Source organism: Rhodococcus spelaei, assembly GCF_006704125.1.
GTDB lineage: Bacteria > Actinomycetota > Actinomycetes > Mycobacteriales > Mycobacteriaceae > Rhodococcus_G > Rhodococcus_G spelaei.
On the sequence record NZ_VIGH01000009.1, the window covers coordinates 133,218 to 151,790 of the forward strand.

Below are 18,573 nucleotides of genomic sequence, written 5' to 3' on the forward strand. Positions count from 1 at the left end.
CTGAAGCCGTGAACTCGGAAGTGGACGACGCGGTCGCCTCGGCGAAGGCCGACCTGATCGCGTTGTCCCATTCCATTCACGCCGAACCCGAGCTCGCGTTCGCGGAGTTTCGCAGCGCAGCGAAGACGGCGGAACTGCTCTCGCAGTACGGGTTCGAGGTCGAGACGGCGGTCGCGGACCTGCCGACGGCCTTCAGCGCGACGTACGGTAGCGGTGACCTGGCGATCGGGATCTGCGCCGAGTACGACGCGCTGCCGGAGATCGGTCACGCCTGCGGGCACAACATCATTGCGGCCGCGGCGGTCGGTGCCGGACTGGCGCTGGCGCCGCTGGCCGACCGGCTCGGCATCACCGTCCGCGTGCTGGGCACTCCGGCCGAGGAGAGCGGCGGCGGCAAGGTCCTGATGCTCGAGCGCGGTGCGTTCGACGGCCTGGGCGCGGCGCTGATGGTGCACCCGGGGCCGGAGGACATCGCGGGTGCCACGTCGCTGGCGATGGCGGACCTGGCGGTCACCTTCAGTGGGCGCGAGGCGCACGCGTCGGCTGCGCCGCAGTTCGGGCGCAACGCTGCCGACGCCGCGACGGTCGCCCAGGTGGGGCTCGGGCTGCTGCGGCAACATCTGTCCGCCGGGCAGCAGATGCACGGGATCGTCAGTGACGGCGGGATCGCCCCGAACATCGTCCCCGCGCGCACCGAGATGCTCTACTACTTGCGGGCGCAGACCTCCGAATCGCTCGCGGACCTGACCGAACGGGCACTGGCCTGCTTCGAGGCGGGTGCGCTGGCCGCCGGCTGCACTCACGAGATTCGCACGGTGTCACCGAATTACACGGAGCTGCGGCCCGACCCCTGGCTGGTGCGGGCCTACCGTGAACTGATCGAGAAGTCGGGGCGCAGGCCGCTGGCCCCGGAACGGGAAGGATCGCGTCCGTTGGGCAGTACCGACATGGGGAACGTCACACACGTGCTCCCGGGCATCCATCCGGTGATCGGCATCGAGTCGGCGGGCGCAGTAACCCATCAGCCGGAGTTCGCCGCTGCCTGCGTCACCGCCTCGGCGGACCGCGCGGTGCTCGACGGAGCCCGCGCGCTGGCGGGCACCGCGATCGCCGCCGCCACCGACCGCGGGCAGCGCGAGCGCCTGCTCAGCGGGGCGCAGCGACGCCGCGAGGAGCGTGCGCGAGGGGTGGCCGGCTCGTGACCGGATGGATCGACCGCTGGATCGCCGAGCACACCGATGACCTGTCGCGCTGGCGTCGGCACATCCATGCGCATCCCGAATTGGCGCGCCATGAGTTCGCCACCACCGAGTTCGTCGCGACGAGGCTGATCGCGGCCGGTCTCGAACCGCGAATCCTGCCCGGGGGGACCGGGTTGACCTGCGACATCGGCCCGGACGGTCCGCGGATCGCGTTGCGCGCGGACATGGACGCGCTGCCACTGCAGGAGGTCACCGGCGCCCCCTACGCCTCCACCGTCGCCGGGGTCTCGCACGCGTGCGGACACGATGCCCACACCACCGTCCTGCTCGGCACGGGCCTCGCGCTGGCTGCGGCGCCGGACCTGCCGGTGGGCGTGCGGTTGGTCTTTCAGCCGGCCGAGGAGGTCATGCCGGGCGGCGCGCTGGACGTCGTCGCCGCGGGTGCGATGGAGGGGGTGTCGAGAATCTTTGCCCTGCACTGCGATCCGCGCCTGGCTGCAGGCCAGGTCGGTGTGCGGCTCGGAGCGATCACGTCCGCGGCCGACACCGTCGAACTGGTACTCGACTCACCCGGCGGGCACACCTCACGACCACACCTGACCACCGACCTCGTCTACGCTCTCGGCACCGTCATCACCGGACTGCCCGGCATGCTCAGCCGCCGGATCGATCCGCGTACCAGCACCGTCATGGTGTGGGGTGCGGTCACCGCGGGGCAGGCCCCCAACGCGATCCCGCAGTCGGGGCGGCTGGTCGGCACGGTGCGGACCGGGGACCACGAGACCTGGGCGTTGCTCGAACCGCTGGTGCGCGAGATCGTCCACGGTCTGCTCGCGCCGACGGGGGTGCGTTACGAGTTGAACTACCGGCGCGGTGTGCCGCCGGTGGTCAACGACGAGGTCTCCACCCGGATGTTCGAGCGCGCGATCTCCGCGCTGGGTCCGGGTGCGCTGGCGGACACCCCGCAGTCGGGCGGCGGGGAGGACTTCTCCTGGTACCTCGAGGAGGTGCCGGGAGCGATGGCTCGGCTCGGCGTGTGGTCCGGCATCGGCGAGCAGCTCGACATTCACCAGCCGACCTTCGACCTGGACGAACGTGCCCTCGCGGTCGGGGTGCGGGTGCTGGTGAACCTCGCTCTCGGCGGCGTGCCGGGCGGCGCGTAGCTAGCTGGAGAAGCCCGACGTGCCGGGGCCGACGTTGCGGCTGTTGCGGGTGCGCAGGTCCCGGACGTAGTCGGCCGGTGCCCCGGCGATCTCGGCCGCATCGGCCATCACCCCGAGGTAGCGGGCCGAGGGTAGTCCGCCCTCGTAGGCGTCGAGTACGTACAGCCACGCCAGGACGGGCTCGCCGTCGGTGTCGACGCGCAGCCGGATCTTGCGGTGGATGCCGAGTTCGGACCCCTCCCAGCGGTCGAGGCTGGCCTCGTCCTCGTCCGGGACGTCGTAGAGCACCACGAAGACGCGGGAGTAGGGGTCCTCGACCACCGTCGCGAGCGCGCCCTCCCAGCCGATGTCGCCGCCGCTGAAGGTCAACCGCCAGCCGCTCAGCCAGCCCGTTCCCGCCATCGGGGAGTGCGGGCAGCGTTCGAGCATCTGCTCCGGGTGCATGTTGGATCCGTAGGCGGCGTAAATCGGCACGGCGAAAGCCTAAACCGTGCCGACGGTGGTGCGAACCGCACACAGCATTTTCGGACCCTTTGGTCGAATGGAACATGTGCCAGCGTGCGAGCGGACACGCCGGTGGAATAGCGTGGACACACCGAGATGAGCGTGCCGCTGCCGAACCATGGAGGACGGATGACCCGGATCGTGATCATTGGTGGCGGCCCCGCGGGGTACGAAGCCGCCCTGGTTGCCGCGCAGCACGGTGCGACCGTGTCGCTCGTCGATTCGGACGGCGTCGGCGGGGCTTGCGTGCTGTGGGACTGCGTGCCGTCCAAGACGTTCATCGCCTCGACCGGGCTGCGGACCGACATGCGCAAGGCCAGCGATCTCGGGATCAGTTTCGACCTCTCGCAGGCCACCGTCTCCCTGCCGCAGATCAACTCCCGCGTCAAGAGCCTCGCGCAGGCGCAGTCCGCCGACATCCGGGACAAGCTGGCGACCGCGGGCGTCGAGCTGATCTCCGGGACCGCCGAACTGATCGACTCCGTGATCGGCATGGCCGCCCACCAGGTGCGGGCGAACGTCGTGGACGGGTCCGAGCGGGTTCTGGACGCGGACGTGGTGCTCATCGCGACCGGTGCGTCGCCGCGCATCCTGCCGGGCGCACAGCCCGACGGCGAGCGGATCCTCAACTGGCGCCAGCTCTACGACCTCACCGAGCTGCCCGAGCATCTGGTGGTGGTCGGATCCGGCGTCACCGGTGCCGAGTTCGTCTCCGCCTACACAGAGATGGGCGTGCAGGTCACGATGGTGTCGAGCCGCGACCGGGTGCTGCCGCACGAGGACGCGGACGCGGCGCTGGTGCTCGAGGAAGCGCTGTCCGAGCGAGGCGTCAACCTGGTCAAGCACGCCCGCGCCGACGCGGTCGAGCGCACTGCCGACGGCATCGTGGTCCGGCTGGCCGACGGCCGAACGGTGACCGGTACGCACGCGCTGATGACCGTCGGTTCGACGCCGAACACCTCGGGCCTGGGGCTCGAGAAGGTCGGCATCGAGCTCGACAGGGGTGGCTACCTGCGGGTCGACAGGGTGTCCCGGACGGCGGTGTCGGGCATCTACGCGGCGGGCGACTGCACCGGACTGTTGCCGCTGGCCTCGGTCGCGGCCATGCAGGGGCGTATTGCGATGTACCACGCGCTCGGTGAGGGCGTGAGTCCGATCAAGCTCAAGACGGTGGCCTCGGCCGTGTTCACCCGGCCGGAGATCGCGACGGTGGGGGTGAGCCAGGAGTCGATCGACGAGGGTGAGGTGCCCGCCCGCACGGTGATGCTGCCGCTGAACACGAATCCGCGCGCCAAGATGTCGGGGCTTCGGCGGGGCTTCGTGAAGATCTTCTGCCGTCCCGCGACCGGCGTGGTCATCGGTGGCGTCGTGGTCGCGCCGACGGCGTCCGAGTTGATCCTGCCGATCGCGATCGCGGTGCAGAACAACCTCTCGGTCAACGACCTGGCACAGACCTTCTCGGTGTACCCCTCGCTCACCGGCTCGATCACCGAGGCCGCGCGTCAGTTGATGCGGCACGACGACCTCGACTGAGCCTGTCTCGACATGTGAGAAGCGCGGTTCACCCAGTGGGCGATCTCGTGCGATAGTCGAAGGGGCCGGTCACCTCCGGCTCCTTCGACGCCTCCCGCCCCGCGGATCCGCCGGCGACCAGGTGCCCTCACCTCGTCCGTTCCGCTGCCTCCCGGGAGGTCTCATGTCTCTCACTCTCGCCCGCAGGATGGGTGCACTACGTAGCTCCGCCATCCGTGACCTGCTCACCGTCACTGCCCGCCCCGATGTCCTCAGCCTTGCCGGAGGTCTGCCGGATCCCGAACTCGTTCCGCACGAACGGATTCGACAGGAGGTGGATCGGGTACTCGGTTCGCCGGATGCACTGCAGTACACCGAGACGGCGGGCTGGTTCGGCCTGCGTGAGGTGGTCGCCGCACGGGAGACCGGGCAGGTTGCTCCGGACGAGGTGGTGATCACCCACGGCTCCCAGCAGGCCTTGAGTCTGCTCGCCCAGGTGCTGCTCGATCCGGGAGCGAGCGTCGTGGTCGAGGAGCCCGCGTACCCCGGTGCGCTGCAGGTCTTCCGGGCCGCGGAGTCCCGGGTGCTCACCGTGCCGCTGGACGTCGACGGCATGCGCACCGACCGGCTCGAGGCGTTGCTCGACTCCGGAGAGCGCCCCGTGCTGGTGCACACCGTCAGCAACTTCCACAACCCGCGCGGTGCGACCATGACCGCCGCGCGGCGTGCCCACCTGGCCGGGTTGGCCGAGCGCTTCGGCTTCTGGGTGCTCGAGGACGACCCCTACGGCGAGCTGTACTACGACGGTCCACCGCCGGAACCCGTTGCCACGCACTCGGACCGGGTGATCCGTCTGTCGAGCGCGTCGAAGATCCTCGCGCCTGCACTGAGGGTCGGCTGGTTGCGAGGCCCGCGGGAGGTGTGCGCGGCGGTCGAACTGGTCAAGCAGGGCGCCGACCTGTGCGGGTCGAGCCTGATCCACCAGGTCGCGACCGGACTGTTGACGGACGGGCCGTGGCTCGACGCACACCTGACCGCGATCCGTGCCCAGTACGGCGCGCGGGCCACGGCGCTGCATTCCGCGCTCGTCGGCGAGTTCGGTGACGCGGTGGAGGTCACCGCGGCCGCCGGCGGCATGTTCGGTTGGGTGGAGTTCCGCGACGGCACCGACACCGACGCGCTGCTGCGAGCGGCGGTCGAGCGGCGGGTGGCCTTCGTGCCCGGCTCGGCCTTCGCGGTCGACGGCGGACATCGGCACGGGGCGCGAGTGTGTTTCACGACGAACACCGCGGCGACGCTGGAGGTGGCGGTCGAGCGCCTCGCGGAGGCGCATCGCACTCTCGTCGTCACTACCTGACTCCCGCGTCCGCTCCGAAACCACCACTCGACCGCAAATTCAAAAGGTACAGATTCGGCGAGTTGTACAGATTCCGCGAGTTGTACCTTTTCGATTCGCATCGGGATGGGTGTTCTCGGTCGCCCGGCTGGGACGAGGTTGTCGGTGGTCATCTCTACCCTTCCGACATGACGACGACGACAGTTCCATTCGGGGCGGTACGGGCGCAATTGCGCGAACTGGTGTCACGGGTCGCCTACGGGGGCGAGCGGATCACCATCACCCGCAACGGCTCTCCTGCGGCAGCGTTGGTCTCGCTGGACGACCTCCGGCTACTCGAAGCGTTGGCCGAGGGGGCCCCACCGGAGTCGGCGGACCCCGACGAGAGTATTGCGATTCACGCCACGCTCCGCGACGTCTGGACCGCGTTGACCAAGCCCGGTCCGCGCGCCAGGTGGTGGCCGGGATTCCTCCTCGACGGGTACCCGGACGGTGACGCGGAGATCGACTGGGACAAGCGCCGAGGCAAGGTGCTCGAATGCGTCGAGGGCGAGACCGTTCTGATGGTCTGGGGCTGGCGGGCGGAGGACACGATGCCGCGCATCGAGGTCCGCATCGACTTCGCGGTGGACGGCGAGGTGGTCACTGTGCGGATCCGGCAGGAGGGGCCGGGGCAGAAGCCGGAGTACTGGCGTGAACGCCTCGAAGCCTGGCGAGTGCATGTCGAGGCCGAGCAGGACGCTCCCGCGAGACCCGCGGCGTAGGAGCCGCTCAGTCGACCCAGTCGTAGGTCCGCTCGACCGCCTTGTTCCACTCCCGGAACAGCCGATCGCGTTCGGCGGCAGGCATGTTCGGAGTCCAGGTCTGTCCGACTTCCCAGTTCGCCCGGATGTCCTGCTCGCCCGACCAGAAGCCCACCGCCAGGCCGGCGGCGTAGGCCGCGCCGAGCGCGGTGGTCTCGTTGACGACCGGCCGGATCACCGGGACGTCGAGGATGTCGGACTGGAACTGCATCAGCGTCTGGTTGAGCACCATGCCGCCGTCGACCTTGAGGGAGGTAAGGGCGACGCCGGAGTCGGCGGCCGCGGCCTCGATCACCTCGCGGGTCTGGAACGCCGTGGCCTCGAGCGCGGCTCGCGCCAGATGTCCCTTGTTCACGAACCGGGTCAGGCCGACGATCGCGCCACGGGCGTCCGGGCGCCAGCGCGGGGCGAACAGTCCGGAGAACGCGGGCACGAAGTAGGCGCCGCCGTTGTCCGGTACCGCCGCCGCGAGCAACTCGACCTCCTTTGCGGAGCTGATGATCCCGAGGTTGTCGCGCAGCCATTGCACCAGCGATCCGGTGACCGCGACCGAACCCTCGAGCGCGTACACCACCGGGGCGTCGCCGATGCGGTAGCAGACCGTGGTGAGCAGGCCGTGCCGGCTGTGCACCGGGGTCGTCCCGGTGTTGAGCAGCAGGAAGTTGCCGGTGCCGTAGGTGTTCTTGGCCTCGCCCGGACTTAGGCACGCCTGGCCGAAAGTGGCCGCCTGCTGGTCGCCGAGGATGCCGGCGATCGGTACCCCGGCGAGCGTTCCCCGCTCGCGTACCTGGCCGTACCGTTCGGAGGAGCTGCGGATCTGCGGCAGCACCGACATCGGGATGTCCATGTCGGCGCAGATCTGCTCGTCCCACTCGAGGGTGCGCAGGTCCATCAGCATCGTCCGCGACGCGTTCGTCACGTCGGTGACGTGCAGGCCGCTGTCCGGTCCGCCGGTGAGATTCCACAGGATCCAGCTGTCCATGGTGCCGAAGCACAGCTCGCCGTTCTCGGCTCGGGCGCGGGCGCCCTCGACGTTGTCGAGGATCCAGCGCACCTTCGGTCCGGAGAAGTAGGTCGACAGGGGGAGGCCGGTGGTCTCGCGGTACCGGTCGGGTCCCTCGTCGCCGCCGAGTTCGGTGCACAGCCCGTCGGTCCGGGTGTCCTGCCAGACGATGGCGTTGTAGACGGGCTTACCGGTGCCACGGTCCCAGACGACCGTCGTTTCGCGTTGGTTGGTAATGCCCACCGCGACAATGTCGTCCCGGGTCAGGTCCTTGCCGGCGAGTGCCTTCGCGGTGACCTCGCGGGTGGCTCGCCAGATCTCGAGCGGGTCGTGCTCGACCCAGCCTGCACGGGGAAAGATCTGCTGGTGTTCCTGCTGCGCGACGGCGACCACGCGCCCACCGTGGTCGAAGATCATGCAGCGGGTGGACGTGGTGCCCTGGTCGATCGCGGCGACATACACGGCTCGAAACTACTAGGGCGGGCCTGGTAATTCAGTCAACCGGTCGGCACGTCCTGCCCCGGTGTCGGCTGTCCGGGAAGACGAACGACACCCAGTTGCTGCAACATGGCGAGCACGTCCTTGTCGGACCACTTCTCGACGATCCGGCCGTCTTCGATCCGGTGAACGACGGTCGCGGTCATCTCCATGGCGTTACCCGTTGCCGGGATTCCGGGGAGGTCGCCCTTCTGGGTTCCGCTGCAGAGCAGACGGGTGACCACCTTGTCGCCCTCGGCCACCTGGTCCTCCACTGTGTGGCGTCCCGGTGTGGCATCCCAGAACATCCGGAACGCCTGCTTGAGGCCCTCGCGTCCGGGCGCGTCGAGACCGGGGAACGGCGCCGGCGAATGGTCGAGGTAGTCCTCGGCGACGAGTTCGTCGAGCGCGTCGATGTTTCCGGCGTCGATCTCGTCGTAGAAGCGCCGGATCAGGGCCTTGTTGGATTCCGATGACATGGTCGTCAACTCTCTTTCTCGGGGAAGTCGAGTCCAATCCATTGTCTGTCCGGCGACTGATCCTGTACATGCCCTAGCCTGGACGAGAATCCGTCGACAACTCACGGGAGTTCACGTTGGCCAAGCATCAGGAAGCTCAGTTCCTCGGCCCGCAGCAGCGCGCGGACGCCTGGGACCACCTGCAATCCGAGCAGTTCGACGTGGTCGTGATCGGCGGTGGGGTGGTCGGTGCGGGGGTTGCGCTCGACGCGGCGACCAGGGGCCTGCGGGTCGCACTCGTCGAGGCGCGGGACTTCGCCTCGGGCACCTCGTCGAGGTCGTCGAAGATGTTCCACGGTGGTCTGCGGTACCTCGAACAACTCGAGTTCGGTCTGGTGGCAGAGGCGTTGCACGAACGTGAGCTGTCGATGTCCACGTTGGCGCCGCATCTGGTCAAGCCGCTGAAGTTCCTGTTCCCGCTGACACACCGAGTCTGGGAGCGGCCGTACATGGCCGCCGGGTTCCTGCTCTACGACCAGATGGGCGGCGCCAAGTCGGTGCCCCACCAGAAGCATCTGACCCGATCCGGTGCGCTGCGAATGTCGCCGGGGCTCAAGCGAAACGCGCTGATCGGCGGTATCCGCTACTACGACACGGTGGTCGACGACGCCCGGCACACCATGACGGTCGCCCGCACCGCGGCGCACTACGGCGCGGTGGTCCGCACCTCGACGCAGGTCGTCGGATTCATGCGTGAGGCGGATCGAGTTTCCGGTGTGCGCGTACGTGATTCGGAGGACGGCAGCACTGCGGAGGTGCGTGGCCATGTGGTGATCAACGCGACCGGAGTGTGGACGGACGAGATCCAGTCACTCTCGCACCAGCGTGGCCGGTTCCGGGTCCGCGCCAGCAAGGGCGTGCACATCGTGGTGCCCCGCGACCGCGTGGTCAGCGAGGCCGCGATCATCCTGCGCACCGAGAAGTCGGTGCTGTTCGTGATTCCGTGGGGCGGTCACTGGATCATCGGAACCACGGACACCGACTGGAATCTCGATCTCGCGCACCCGGCCGCGACCAAGGCCGACATCGACTACATCCTCGGCCAGGTGAACAAGGTGCTGGTCACCCCGCTCACCCACGCGGACATCGACGGGGTCTACGCGGGCCTGCGGCCGCTGCTGGCGGGGGAGAGCGACGAGACCTCGAAGCTCTCCCGCGAGCACGCGGTCGCCAGGGTCGCGCCGGGACTGGTCGCGATCGCGGGCGGGAAGTACACGACCTACCGGGTGATGGCGCAGGACGCCGTCGATGCTGCGTCCGAGGACATCCCCGCGCGCGTCGCACCGTCGATCACCGAGAAGGTTCCGCTCGTCGGTGCGGACGGGTACTTCGCGCTGATCAACCAGACCGTGCAGGTGGGCCAGAGCTACGGACTGCACCCCTACCGGGTCAAGCACCTGCTCGACCGGTACGGCTCGCTGATCCACGAGGTGCTCGACCTCGGCGCGGCATCGCCGGAGTTGCTGCAGCCGATCACCGACGCCCCCGACTACCTGCAGGTGGAGGCCGTCTACGCGGCGGCGGCCGAGGGGGCGCTGCACCTGGAAGACATCCTCGCCCGGCGCACCCGCATCGCCATCGAGTACCCCCATCGGGGGGTGAACTGCGCTGAGCAGGTGGCGCAGTTGGTGGCACCGGTCCTCGGCTGGGACGCGGCCACCGTGGACCGGGAGGTCGAGACGTATCGGGCGCGGGTCGTCGCAGAGGTCGAGTCGCAGGCCCAACCCGACGACGCGTCCGCGGACGCGTTGCGTGCCGCCGCACCCGAGGCGCGCGCGGAAATCCTGGAGCCGGTGCCGATTTCGCGTTGACTCCGCTGGCAGCGTCGGGAGCCGGTGCGGCCGGGAGTCAGTGCGTGAGGAGCAGTTTGATCGCGACGATTGCGACGGCGACCGCCGCCAGCGCGATCGAGGCGATCAGGGTGCCGCGGTTCGGGCGTTCCCCGCGCATCCGGGTGATCACGTACGTGATGCCCGCGATGCGGGTGACGACCCAGATCTCGGCGAGCAGGAGCGCGATGTCCAGGTCGATCCATCCGAGGCCGCCCATGCCCACCACCGCGGCCGGGATCAGTCCCGAGGTCAGTACCGGGACGGAGTCGCGCAGCTCCTGGATCCGTTCGACCGTCGTGAGCGCGCGCCCGGCGCGGGCGCTACGGCCGACGGACTCGGCGAACGCATGCGCGACGAAGGTCGAGATCGAGGTGCCGATGACCACGAGACCTGCGTGCGCGACGCTCGTGTTGTTCAGCGGGAGAAGCGCCGCAAGTACCAGGATGTTGCCGTACACGTACGCGCTGATCCGGCTGGCGTAGTTCTCGGGATCGATGGCGGTCCGCTTCATGGGTCAGAGCTTGCCACGGCGGACCGGTGCGGCTTCGTTCAGTGCAGGCGCGCCACGGACCTCGGGACCGACCGGGCGGCGATCCCGGAGAACGCCATGACGAGCAGGGTCACGATGGCAACGGGTGCGATGATCATGCACTCGATGATTCCGCCCGCGGCCGAGACGCACATCGACGCGAGGTGTGAAATCGCTGTGAACCGGCTAGTCCGGAAGTCGTACCCGCGGTCATCCTGCAGACGGACCCAGCCCGGCGGTGAGGGTTCGGATGCAGCGGACCGCGATGTCTGCGGGACTGGTTCCCGGGGTATCGGCGGTAGCGGGGTCGGCCCAGGTCCGGATCGCCATCCGCATCGCGGTGTTGCCTGCGACGGCGGCCAGTCGCACGTCCAGTGAGTCGGCGTCGGGCCCCATCAGGTCGCCGAGCACCGCCACCAGCGACTCTTCCGTCTCGTTCACGATCCGGAACCACACCGATTCGAGGGCGGGATCGGTGGGGACGGCGCGCATCAGCCCGCGGCTCAGGCGCAGCGACTCCACCCCGGTCCGGTCGGACCGTGACAGCGCCCGCCGGGCGGAGGCTTCGAGTGCCTCCACCACGGGAGTGCCGCGGGGGGTGCGCGCGAGGTCGTCGATCCAGTCGCTCACCCCACCTGCCAGCAGCGGGGTGACGGCGTCCTCCTTGGTGCGGAAGTACCGGTAGAAGGTCCGCAGTCCGATGCCGGCGGCGGTCGCGATGTCTTCGGCGGTGACAGCGTTCGCTCCGCGCTCGGAGAACAGTTCGGCCGCGCAGCGCGCGATCTCGAGTTGGGTCTGGGCCTTGCGTCGCTCGGTCAGCGAACGGGGGGCTTGTGGAGTCGGATCCGACATGATCCCATCATGGCACGTTGTGCCATCCCGGCGTAGCGTGCAAGTCAGTGGGGTCACACAGTAAGGAGTGCAACTGATGAATCGCTTTGACGGACGCAAGGTGCTCGTCACCGGTGCGGGTTCGGGAATCGGGCAGGCGACGGTCGCGCGGATCCTGTCCGAGGGCGGCGTCGTCGCCGCGGCGGACCTGTCGGCGGACGGCCTCGAGGTCACCCGTCAGCGCGCCGAGGCGGCGGGCGTGGGCGACCGGCTCAGCACCGTCGTCGCGGACATCTCGAGTGAGCCCTCGGTGCACGATGCGCTCGGCGGCGCGATCGGTGCGCTCGGCGGCCTCGACGTGCTGGTCAACGCGGCCGGGATCCTGCGGTCCTCGCACACTGCCGAGACCTCGCTCGAGTTCTGGAACACCATGATCGGCGTCAACCTCACCGGCACCTTCCTGGTCACCCGCGAGGCACTGCCCGCGCTGCTCGAGTCGGGTCGCGGCGTCGTGGTGAACTTCAGTTCCACCTCCGCCTCGTTCGCGCACCCGTACATGGCGGCCTACGCGGCGACGAAGGGTGGCATCCGGTCCTTCACACACGCGATCGCCCTCGAGTACGCCAAGCAGGGCCTGCGCGCCGTCGCCGTCGAGCCCGGTTCCATCGCGTCGGGTATGACCAGCAACCCGGGATTCCCGACCGAGGGCGTGGACCCGAGCCTGATCGGCAAGCTCTACCCGTGGATCGGCGAGGGTTTCGCGCCGCCCGAGGACGTGGCCGGCGTGATCGCCATGCTCGCCTCCGACGACGGAAAGTTCGTCACCGGTACCGAGATTCGCATCGACGGCGGCACCCACATGTGACCGCTGTCCGACACATAGAATCCGATGCGATGAGCATCGACCGCCCCGACCTCGACCAGCGCCGCGTCCAACGTCGGACGCGCCTGCTCGAGGTCGGGGTGGACCTGCTCGGGGCCGAGTCCGGTACGACGGTCAGTGTGCGCGCGGCCTGCCGGGCGGCGGGGATCACCGAACGCTACTTCTACGAGAGCTTCACCGACCGGGACACCTTCGTGCGAGCGGTGTACGCCGAGGTCGGTGAGCGTGCCCGGGCGGCACTCGTCGCCGCCGTCTCGGACGCCGACGGACCCACCGCGACCGCGGAACTCGCGGTCCGTGCGTTCGTGGAACTGGTCCTCGACCATCCAGCGGTGGGGCGGGTGCTGCTGCTGGCGCCGCTGCGCGAGCCGGCGCTCGGTGGCCGAGGACTCGAGCTGGCGCCGAGTTTCGTTGCGCTGGTGCAGGATCAGCTCGGCGTCCTCGACGACCCGGACGAGCGGGCGCTGCGCGCCCTCGGTCTCGTCGGCGCGCTCACGAGCCTTTTCATCGGCTACCTCGACGGCACCGTCGCGGTCACGCGGGAACGACTGGTCCGGCACTGCCTGGATCTGCTCGACCGCGCGAGCCGCCGGTAGCTCAGCTCGATGGCCTGAAGGGCTGACAACCCGGGCACCAGAAGATCTGCCGCGTTACGTCGGTGGTGCCGTCGCCGAGTGCGCCCGATTCGACCAGGGTGCCGCAGCGCAGGCACGGCCGCCCGGCGCGGCCGTACACCCAGGTGGTGCGCCCGCGCCGACGGTCGCCGGTGGTGACGCGGACGACGCGATCGCGGTTCGCGTCCAGGAGCCGATGCGCGAGGCCCGCCCAGGCGAGCGGGTCCCCGGCCGCCGAGACCGGCGTCGCCGGGTGCACGCCCCGCAGGAAGCACACCTCGCTGCGGTACTCGTTGCCGATACCCGCCATCACCCGCTGGTCGAGCAGTGCCAGTCCGACCGGGCGGTCGGGGGCGGCGGCGAGGTTCGCGGCCGCGAGCACCGGATCCCAGTCGGGGCCGAGCGGGTCGGGCCCGAGATGCCCGACCGCCAGGTGCTCCTGCTCACGCGCGAGCACCTCCACGGCCCCGAGTTCGAAGCCGACGGCCAGATGTCGCTCGGTCCCGAGCAGGATGCGGGCCTGCCAGACAGGCCGGCGCCACCGCGATCCCGGCCGGTACACCTGCCACACGCCCTCCATCTTCAGGTGGGTGTGCACCGTGCGGTCGCCGATCCGGATGAGCAGGTGCTTGCCGTGGCTGACTACCTCGTCCACCGGGGCCGGCGTCAGGTCCACCGTCGCGTAGCGCGGAACGCGTATGTCGCACACCGTCAGTGGCGCCCCGACCAGTGCGTCGCGCAGCAACCCGGCGGTCCGCCAGACGGTGTCACCTTCGGGCACGGTCAGCTCCGCGCATACGAGGCTCGTTTCCGGAGTCCGCGCGGGGTCGCCGCGAAGCCCGCCTCCACCAGCACGGGCGAGAGGGCACTGCCGTGCACGGACTCGCCGTCGACCTTCTCGACCACGATCTTGTCGGCACCGCCGCCGTCGACCAGGTTCACCAGGGCGCCGGCAGCCGAGCGCAGCGCCGCGTCGTCCTCGGTGAAGGTGAGCATGGTCTTGCCGCCGCGTTCGACGTACAGCACCAGTTCGCCGCCGACGAGGACCACCACCGCCCCGGCCTTACGCCCCGGCCGGTGGCCGCCGTCCAGCGAGGGCCACGGCAGGGCGGCACCGTACGGATTCGCGGGATCGGTCGCGGCAAGCGCAACGGCACCGGGGTTGCGGTCGGTTTCCGATCCGTCACCGTAGCCGCGCAGTCGGTCCACCACATCGGAGGTCGAGAACTGTGCGGCGCCAAGCGTGTTCACGAAATAGCCGCGTCGGCACCGGCCGCTGTCCTCGAATCCGCGCAGCACCTTGTACATCAGCGCGAAGCCGCCGGGCACGGACTCGGCCACCACAGAGCCGCGCGTCAGCACCCCGTACCGGTCGAGCAGTACGTCCGCTCGCGCATGCGCCCGGACGGTCGGGTCGGCCTCGAGTTCCGGCAGGATCGACCAGCGTCCGCCGACCGACGGCGGGCCGGTCCGGCTGGGCAGGGCAGGCCGCGCGAGCGCGCGGTACGGCCGGGCCCGGGGAGCGCGGCGGGGCGTGCGATGGCTGGGTGTGGACCGGGTGGTGCCCGACAGCAGCGCGCGCAGCGGGGCGAACGAGTCGCCCGTCAGGTGACCCGACCACACCAGCTCCCACAGCGAGGCGACGAGGGACTCGTCGTCGGTGGACCCGATCCGGTCGGACAGGTTCCGGAAGAAGAATGCGCCGCCTGACCCGAGCACCTCGAGGATGGCGTGACCCTCTTCGGACAGCTGCGTGGCGTCCGGCGGCGCCAATGTCACCGGCGCCGCGTCGGCCGGGTGCAGGCACACCCAGCCGTCGCTGCCCGATATCCGACCCGCTCCCGACCACAGCACCTCACCGGTGGTGGTGAGCTCGTCGAGCATCGCCGGCTGGTAGTCGCGCACCCGCGACCGCAGCACCATCGACTCCCAGGCTGAGGCCGGAATCGGGACGCCCGCAAGCTGTTCGATCACCGCGGCCACGCCGTCGATGCCGCGCAGACCGCCGCCCACGTGCTGCCAGTCCGGCAGGAACCGGCCGAGGGCCGCCGGCTCGACGGGCTCGACATCCCGGCGGGCGGCGGCCAGGGAGCGGCGTCGTAGCCGGCGCAGGACCTCGGCGTCACACCATTCGGTACCGGACTCGGCGGGCCGGAACTCGCCCTCGACCACCCGCTTGTCGACGGCGAGGCGCCGCAGCACGTCCCGGACCACGGAGGTGCCGAGGCCGAACCGCGCGGCGGCGTCGGCGAGCGCGAACGGGCCGTGACTGCGCGCGTACCGGCCGATCAGGTCGCCGAGCGGGTCCAGGGCCGGCTCGATGAACGCGGCGGGGGTCCCGATCGGCAGCGGCACGCCGAGCGCGTCGCGCATCCGGCTGGCGTCCTCGATGGCCACCCACCACCGGTTGCCCGCATAGGCGACCCGCATGGCGCGCTTGTGGGCTTCGAGCTGTGCCAACCACTCTCGCGGGTCGGCGAGAGACCGCGCCGCGACCTCCTCGTCGGTCAGCGGCCCGAGCAGTCGCAACAAGTCGGCGACGCCCTCGGCGTCCTTCGCCTTGCGGTCGGGCACGAGGCGCTGGAGTTCACGTTCGGTGAGGTCGATGACGTCGGTGTCGAGCAGTTCGCGCAACTCCACCCGGCCGAGCAGTTCGGCGAGGAGGGCCGAGTCGAGGGACAGTGCGGCTGCGCGGCGTTCGGCGAGCGGGCTGTCGCCCTCGTACATGAACGCCCCGACGTAGTCGAACAGCAGCGCCCCGGCGAACGGCGACGGTGCCGCGGTGTCGACCTCGACCAGCCGGACCTGCTTGCGGCCGATCCGCTCGAACAGCCTTGTCAGGGAGGGCAGGTCATACACGTCCTGCAGGCATTCGCGTACCGTCTCGAGCAGGATCGGGAAGGTCGGGAACTTGCGGGCCACGTCGAGCAGCTGCGCCGACCGCTGCCGCTGCTGCCACAGCGGGGCCCGTCTGCCCGGGTTGCGTCGCGGCAGCAGCAGCGCGCGGGCGGCGCACTCGCGGAACCGGGAGGCGAACAGCGCCGAGTGCCCGACCTGTTCGGTGACGATGTCCTCGATCTCACCGGCTTCGAAGACGAACAGGTCCACGCCGGGCGCGGCGTCCTCGGTGTCGGGCAGTCGGACGATGATGCCGTCGTCGGATGCCGTTGGCGCCGAGTCGATCCCGTACCGCTCCTGCAACCTGGCGCCGACCGCCAGTGCCCACGGAGCGTGCACGGGCAGTCCGTACGGCGAATGCAGCACCAGCCGCCAGTCGCCGAGTTCGTCGCGGAACCGCTCCAGCATCAGGGTGCGGTCGGTGGGCACCTGGCCGGTCGCCGCGGCCTGTTCCTCGACGAGCGCGAGCAGGTTCTGCGTCGCGTTGGCGTCGAGCCCCTGTCCGGCAAGGCGGGTGCGCAGCTGTGTGGCCTCGCCGAGGGACATCTCGCGCAGGAACTCGCCGAGCGCGGCGCCGAGTTCGGCGGGCCGGCCGAGACCGTCCCCGTGCCAGAACGGCAGCCGTCCGGGCAGTCCGTACGCGGGGGACACGAGTACCCGGTCGTGGGTGATCTCCTCGATCCGCCAACTGGTCGCGCCGAGCGCGAAGACGTCGCCGACCCGTGACTCGTAGACCATCTCCTCGTCGAGTTCGCCCACGCGCGAAGCTTTCTCGCCCACCATGTACACGGTGAACAGACCGCGATCGGGGATGGCGCCGCCCGAGGTCACCGCCAGCCGCTGCGCGCCGGGCCTTCCGGTGAGCACGTCCGCATCGCGGTCCCACACGAGCCGTGGGCGCAGCTCGGCAAACTCGTCGGACGGGTAGCGCCCTGCGAGCAGGTCGAGGGTCGCGTCGAAGGCCGACCGCGGCAGGGCTGCAAAGCTGCCGGTACGGCGGACCGCCTCGAACCAGGCCGCCGCATCGAGCGGGTCGAGGGCGCAGGCGGCGACGGTGTGCTGGGCGAGGATGTCGAGCGGGTTGGCGGGTACCGCGAGGGCTTCGATCTTGCCCGCCGTCATCCGTTCCACGGTGACAGCGCAGTGGATCAGATCGGTGCGGTGCTTGGGGAACAGCACGCCGCGGGAGATCTCGCCGACCTGGTGCCCGGCCCGGCCGACCCGCTGCAGTCCGCTGGCCACCGAGGGTGGCGCCTCGACCTGTACGACAAGGTCCACCGCGCCCATGTCGATGCCCAGTTCGAGGCTGCTGGTCGCGACCACGCAGCGCAGCCGGCCCGACTTGAGGTCGTCCTCGATGATCGCGCGTTGGTCCTTGCTCACCGACCCGTGGTGGGCGCGTGCGAGCAGGGGATCGGCGCCGTGCGCGACTTCGGTGGGTGTGCCGATCTGGGAAGCGGGCTTGTGGACGGTGTCGACGGGAGCGCCGAGCCGCTCGGCGTACACCTCGTTCAGTCGGGCGGTGAGCCGCTCGGCCAGTCGTCGGGAGTTGGCGAACACGATCGACGACGAGTGCTCGAGGACCAGGTCGACGATCTGTTCCTCGACGTGCGGCCAGATCGATCCCTGTTGCGGCGCAGGTGAACTGGAATCTTCGTCCGGTGTCGTAACCCCGAGTTCGGTCATGTCCTCGACCGGCACCCGCACGGTCAGGTCGAAGGTCTTCGGCACGGGCGGACAGACGATGTGCACCGGCGCGGAGCCGGCGAGGAAGCGGGCGACCTCCTCGTGCGGCCGGACGGTGGCCGAGAGCCCGATCCGCTGAGCCGGCCGCTCGAGCAGCATGTCGAGGCGTTCGAGTGAGAGCGCCAGGTGCGCGCCCCGTTTGGTAGCGGCGACGGCGTGCACCTCGTCCACGATCACGGTGCGCACCGTGGCGAGGGACTCGCGGGCAGCAGAGGTGAGCATCAGGAACAGCGACTCGGGAGTGGTGATGAGGATGTCCGGAGGGGTGCGGACCAGGGCGCGGCGGTCCGCCAGCGTCGTGTCCCCGGAGCGGACGCCGACGGTGATGTCCGGCGGGGTCAGACCCAGTCGCTTCGCGGTCTGGGTGATTCCGACCAGCGGGGCGCGCAGGTTGCGCTCGACGTCCACGGCCAGGGCCTTGAGTGGCGAGATGTAGAGCACCGTGGTGCCCGGCGGACGCTTCTCGTCGTGCGGTCGGGTGGCCAGCTGGTCGAGCGCCCACAGGAAAGCGGAGAGGGTCTTGCCGGACCCGGTCGGGGCGACGACCAGGGCGTGCGAGCCGTCCGCGATGGCCTCCCAGGCCCCCAGCTGGGCGGGGGTCGGCGCGGGGAAGGCGCCGGTGAACCACTCCCGGGTGGGGGCGGAGAACCTGCCGAGCACCGTGTCCATGGTGTCCATACTGCCCCGCGACACCGACACGGCGGGAAGGGTGCAAAAGCCCG

15 protein-coding genes are annotated in these 18,573 nt (G+C 70.1%); 8 read left to right on the plus strand and 7 right to left on the minus strand.

All coding sequences use genetic code 11. From position 1 onward, the window contains the following. Positions 1–8 precede the first annotated feature (8 nt). The gene (locus tag FK531_RS19195; RefSeq protein WP_142102213.1) at positions 9–1,202 is read left to right on the plus strand and encodes a M20 family metallopeptidase; all 1,194 of its coding nucleotides are present in this window, start codon (positions 9–11) and stop codon (positions 1,200–1,202) included. Further along, on the plus strand, positions 1,199–2,365 hold the full coding sequence (locus tag FK531_RS19200; RefSeq protein ID WP_142102215.1) for a M20 family metallopeptidase: 1,167 nt from the start codon (positions 1,199–1,201) through the stop codon (positions 2,363–2,365). The genes FK531_RS19195 and FK531_RS19200 overlap by 4 nt, the downstream gene beginning before the upstream one ends. Here FK531_RS19200 and FK531_RS19205 read toward each other — a convergent pair whose 3' ends face one another. After that, positions 2,366–2,839 carry a gamma-glutamylcyclotransferase family protein gene (locus FK531_RS19205; protein WP_142102217.1) on the minus strand — a complete coding sequence of 158 codons (474 nt, stop codon included), beginning with the start codon at positions 2,837–2,839 and terminating at the stop codon, positions 2,366–2,368. Between the two features lie 159 nt (positions 2,840–2,998). Here FK531_RS19205 and FK531_RS19210 point away from each other — a divergent pair, with 159 nt between their 5' ends. From FK531_RS19210 to FK531_RS19220, 3 genes are all read left to right on the plus strand, one after another. Continuing rightward, positions 2,999–4,402, plus strand: coding sequence for an NAD(P)H-quinone dehydrogenase (locus FK531_RS19210; protein WP_142102219.1), 1,404 nt, complete (start codon positions 2,999–3,001; stop codon positions 4,400–4,402). Positions 4,403–4,565: 163 nt separating this feature from the next. Continuing rightward, positions 4,566–5,738, plus strand: coding sequence for an aminotransferase-like domain-containing protein (locus FK531_RS19215; RefSeq protein ID WP_142102221.1), 1,173 nt, complete (start codon positions 4,566–4,568; stop codon positions 5,736–5,738). A gap of 167 nt (positions 5,739–5,905) precedes the next feature. Continuing rightward, positions 5,906–6,481: a type II toxin-antitoxin system prevent-host-death family antitoxin gene (locus FK531_RS19220; protein ID WP_142102223.1), complete on the plus strand. Its 576-nt coding sequence runs from the start codon at positions 5,906–5,908 to the stop codon at positions 6,479–6,481. 7 nt (positions 6,482–6,488) lie between these two features. Here the strand turns inward: FK531_RS19220 and glpK are convergent, their stop codons facing one another. After that, positions 6,489–7,985 carry a glycerol kinase GlpK gene (gene glpK, locus FK531_RS19225; protein ID WP_290367638.1) on the minus strand — a complete coding sequence of 499 codons (1,497 nt, stop codon included), beginning with the start codon at positions 7,983–7,985 and terminating at the stop codon, positions 6,489–6,491. 35 nt (positions 7,986–8,020) lie between these two features. Beyond that, the gene (locus FK531_RS19230) at positions 8,021–8,479 is read right to left on the minus strand and encodes an ester cyclase (RefSeq protein WP_142102225.1); all 459 of its coding nucleotides are present in this window, start codon (positions 8,477–8,479) and stop codon (positions 8,021–8,023) included. Between the two features lie 116 nt (positions 8,480–8,595). On the opposite strand from FK531_RS19230, the gene FK531_RS19235 reads away from it, so the two are divergent. Next, positions 8,596–10,329, plus strand: coding sequence for a glycerol-3-phosphate dehydrogenase/oxidase (locus tag FK531_RS19235; protein WP_142102227.1), 1,734 nt, complete (start codon positions 8,596–8,598; stop codon positions 10,327–10,329). 37 nt (positions 10,330–10,366) lie between these two features. On the opposite strand, the gene FK531_RS19240 is transcribed toward FK531_RS19235, so the two are convergent. Next, on the minus strand, positions 10,367–10,861 hold the full coding sequence (locus tag FK531_RS19240) for a hypothetical protein (protein WP_142102229.1): 495 nt from the start codon (positions 10,859–10,861) through the stop codon (positions 10,367–10,369). A 228-nt stretch (positions 10,862–11,089) separates the two neighbouring features. Next, a complete protein-coding gene (locus FK531_RS19245) occupies positions 11,090–11,731 on the minus strand; it encodes a TetR family transcriptional regulator (protein WP_142102230.1) in 642 nt (213 codons plus the stop codon). Between the two features lie 76 nt (positions 11,732–11,807). On the opposite strand from FK531_RS19245, the gene FK531_RS19250 reads away from it, so the two are divergent. Continuing rightward, positions 11,808–12,575: an SDR family NAD(P)-dependent oxidoreductase gene (locus FK531_RS19250; RefSeq protein WP_142102233.1), complete on the plus strand. Its 768-nt coding sequence runs from the start codon at positions 11,808–11,810 to the stop codon at positions 12,573–12,575. A 29-nt stretch (positions 12,576–12,604) separates the two neighbouring features. After that, a complete protein-coding gene (locus FK531_RS19255) occupies positions 12,605–13,189 on the plus strand; it encodes a TetR/AcrR family transcriptional regulator (protein ID WP_142102235.1) in 585 nt (194 codons plus the stop codon). 1 nt (position 13,190) lies between these two features. On the opposite strand, the gene FK531_RS19260 is transcribed toward FK531_RS19255, so the two are convergent. Both FK531_RS19260 and FK531_RS19265 read right to left on the minus strand, forming a co-directional pair. After that, positions 13,191–13,988 (minus strand): DNA-formamidopyrimidine glycosylase family protein, encoded by a 798-nt coding sequence (locus FK531_RS19260; RefSeq protein WP_142102237.1) that lies wholly within the window; start codon positions 13,986–13,988, stop codon positions 13,191–13,193. 2 nt (positions 13,989–13,990) lie between these two features. Next, positions 13,991–18,529, minus strand: coding sequence for an ATP-dependent helicase (locus FK531_RS19265; protein ID WP_142102450.1), 4,539 nt, complete (start codon positions 18,527–18,529; stop codon positions 13,991–13,993). Between the last annotated feature and the right edge of the window lie 44 nt (positions 18,530–18,573).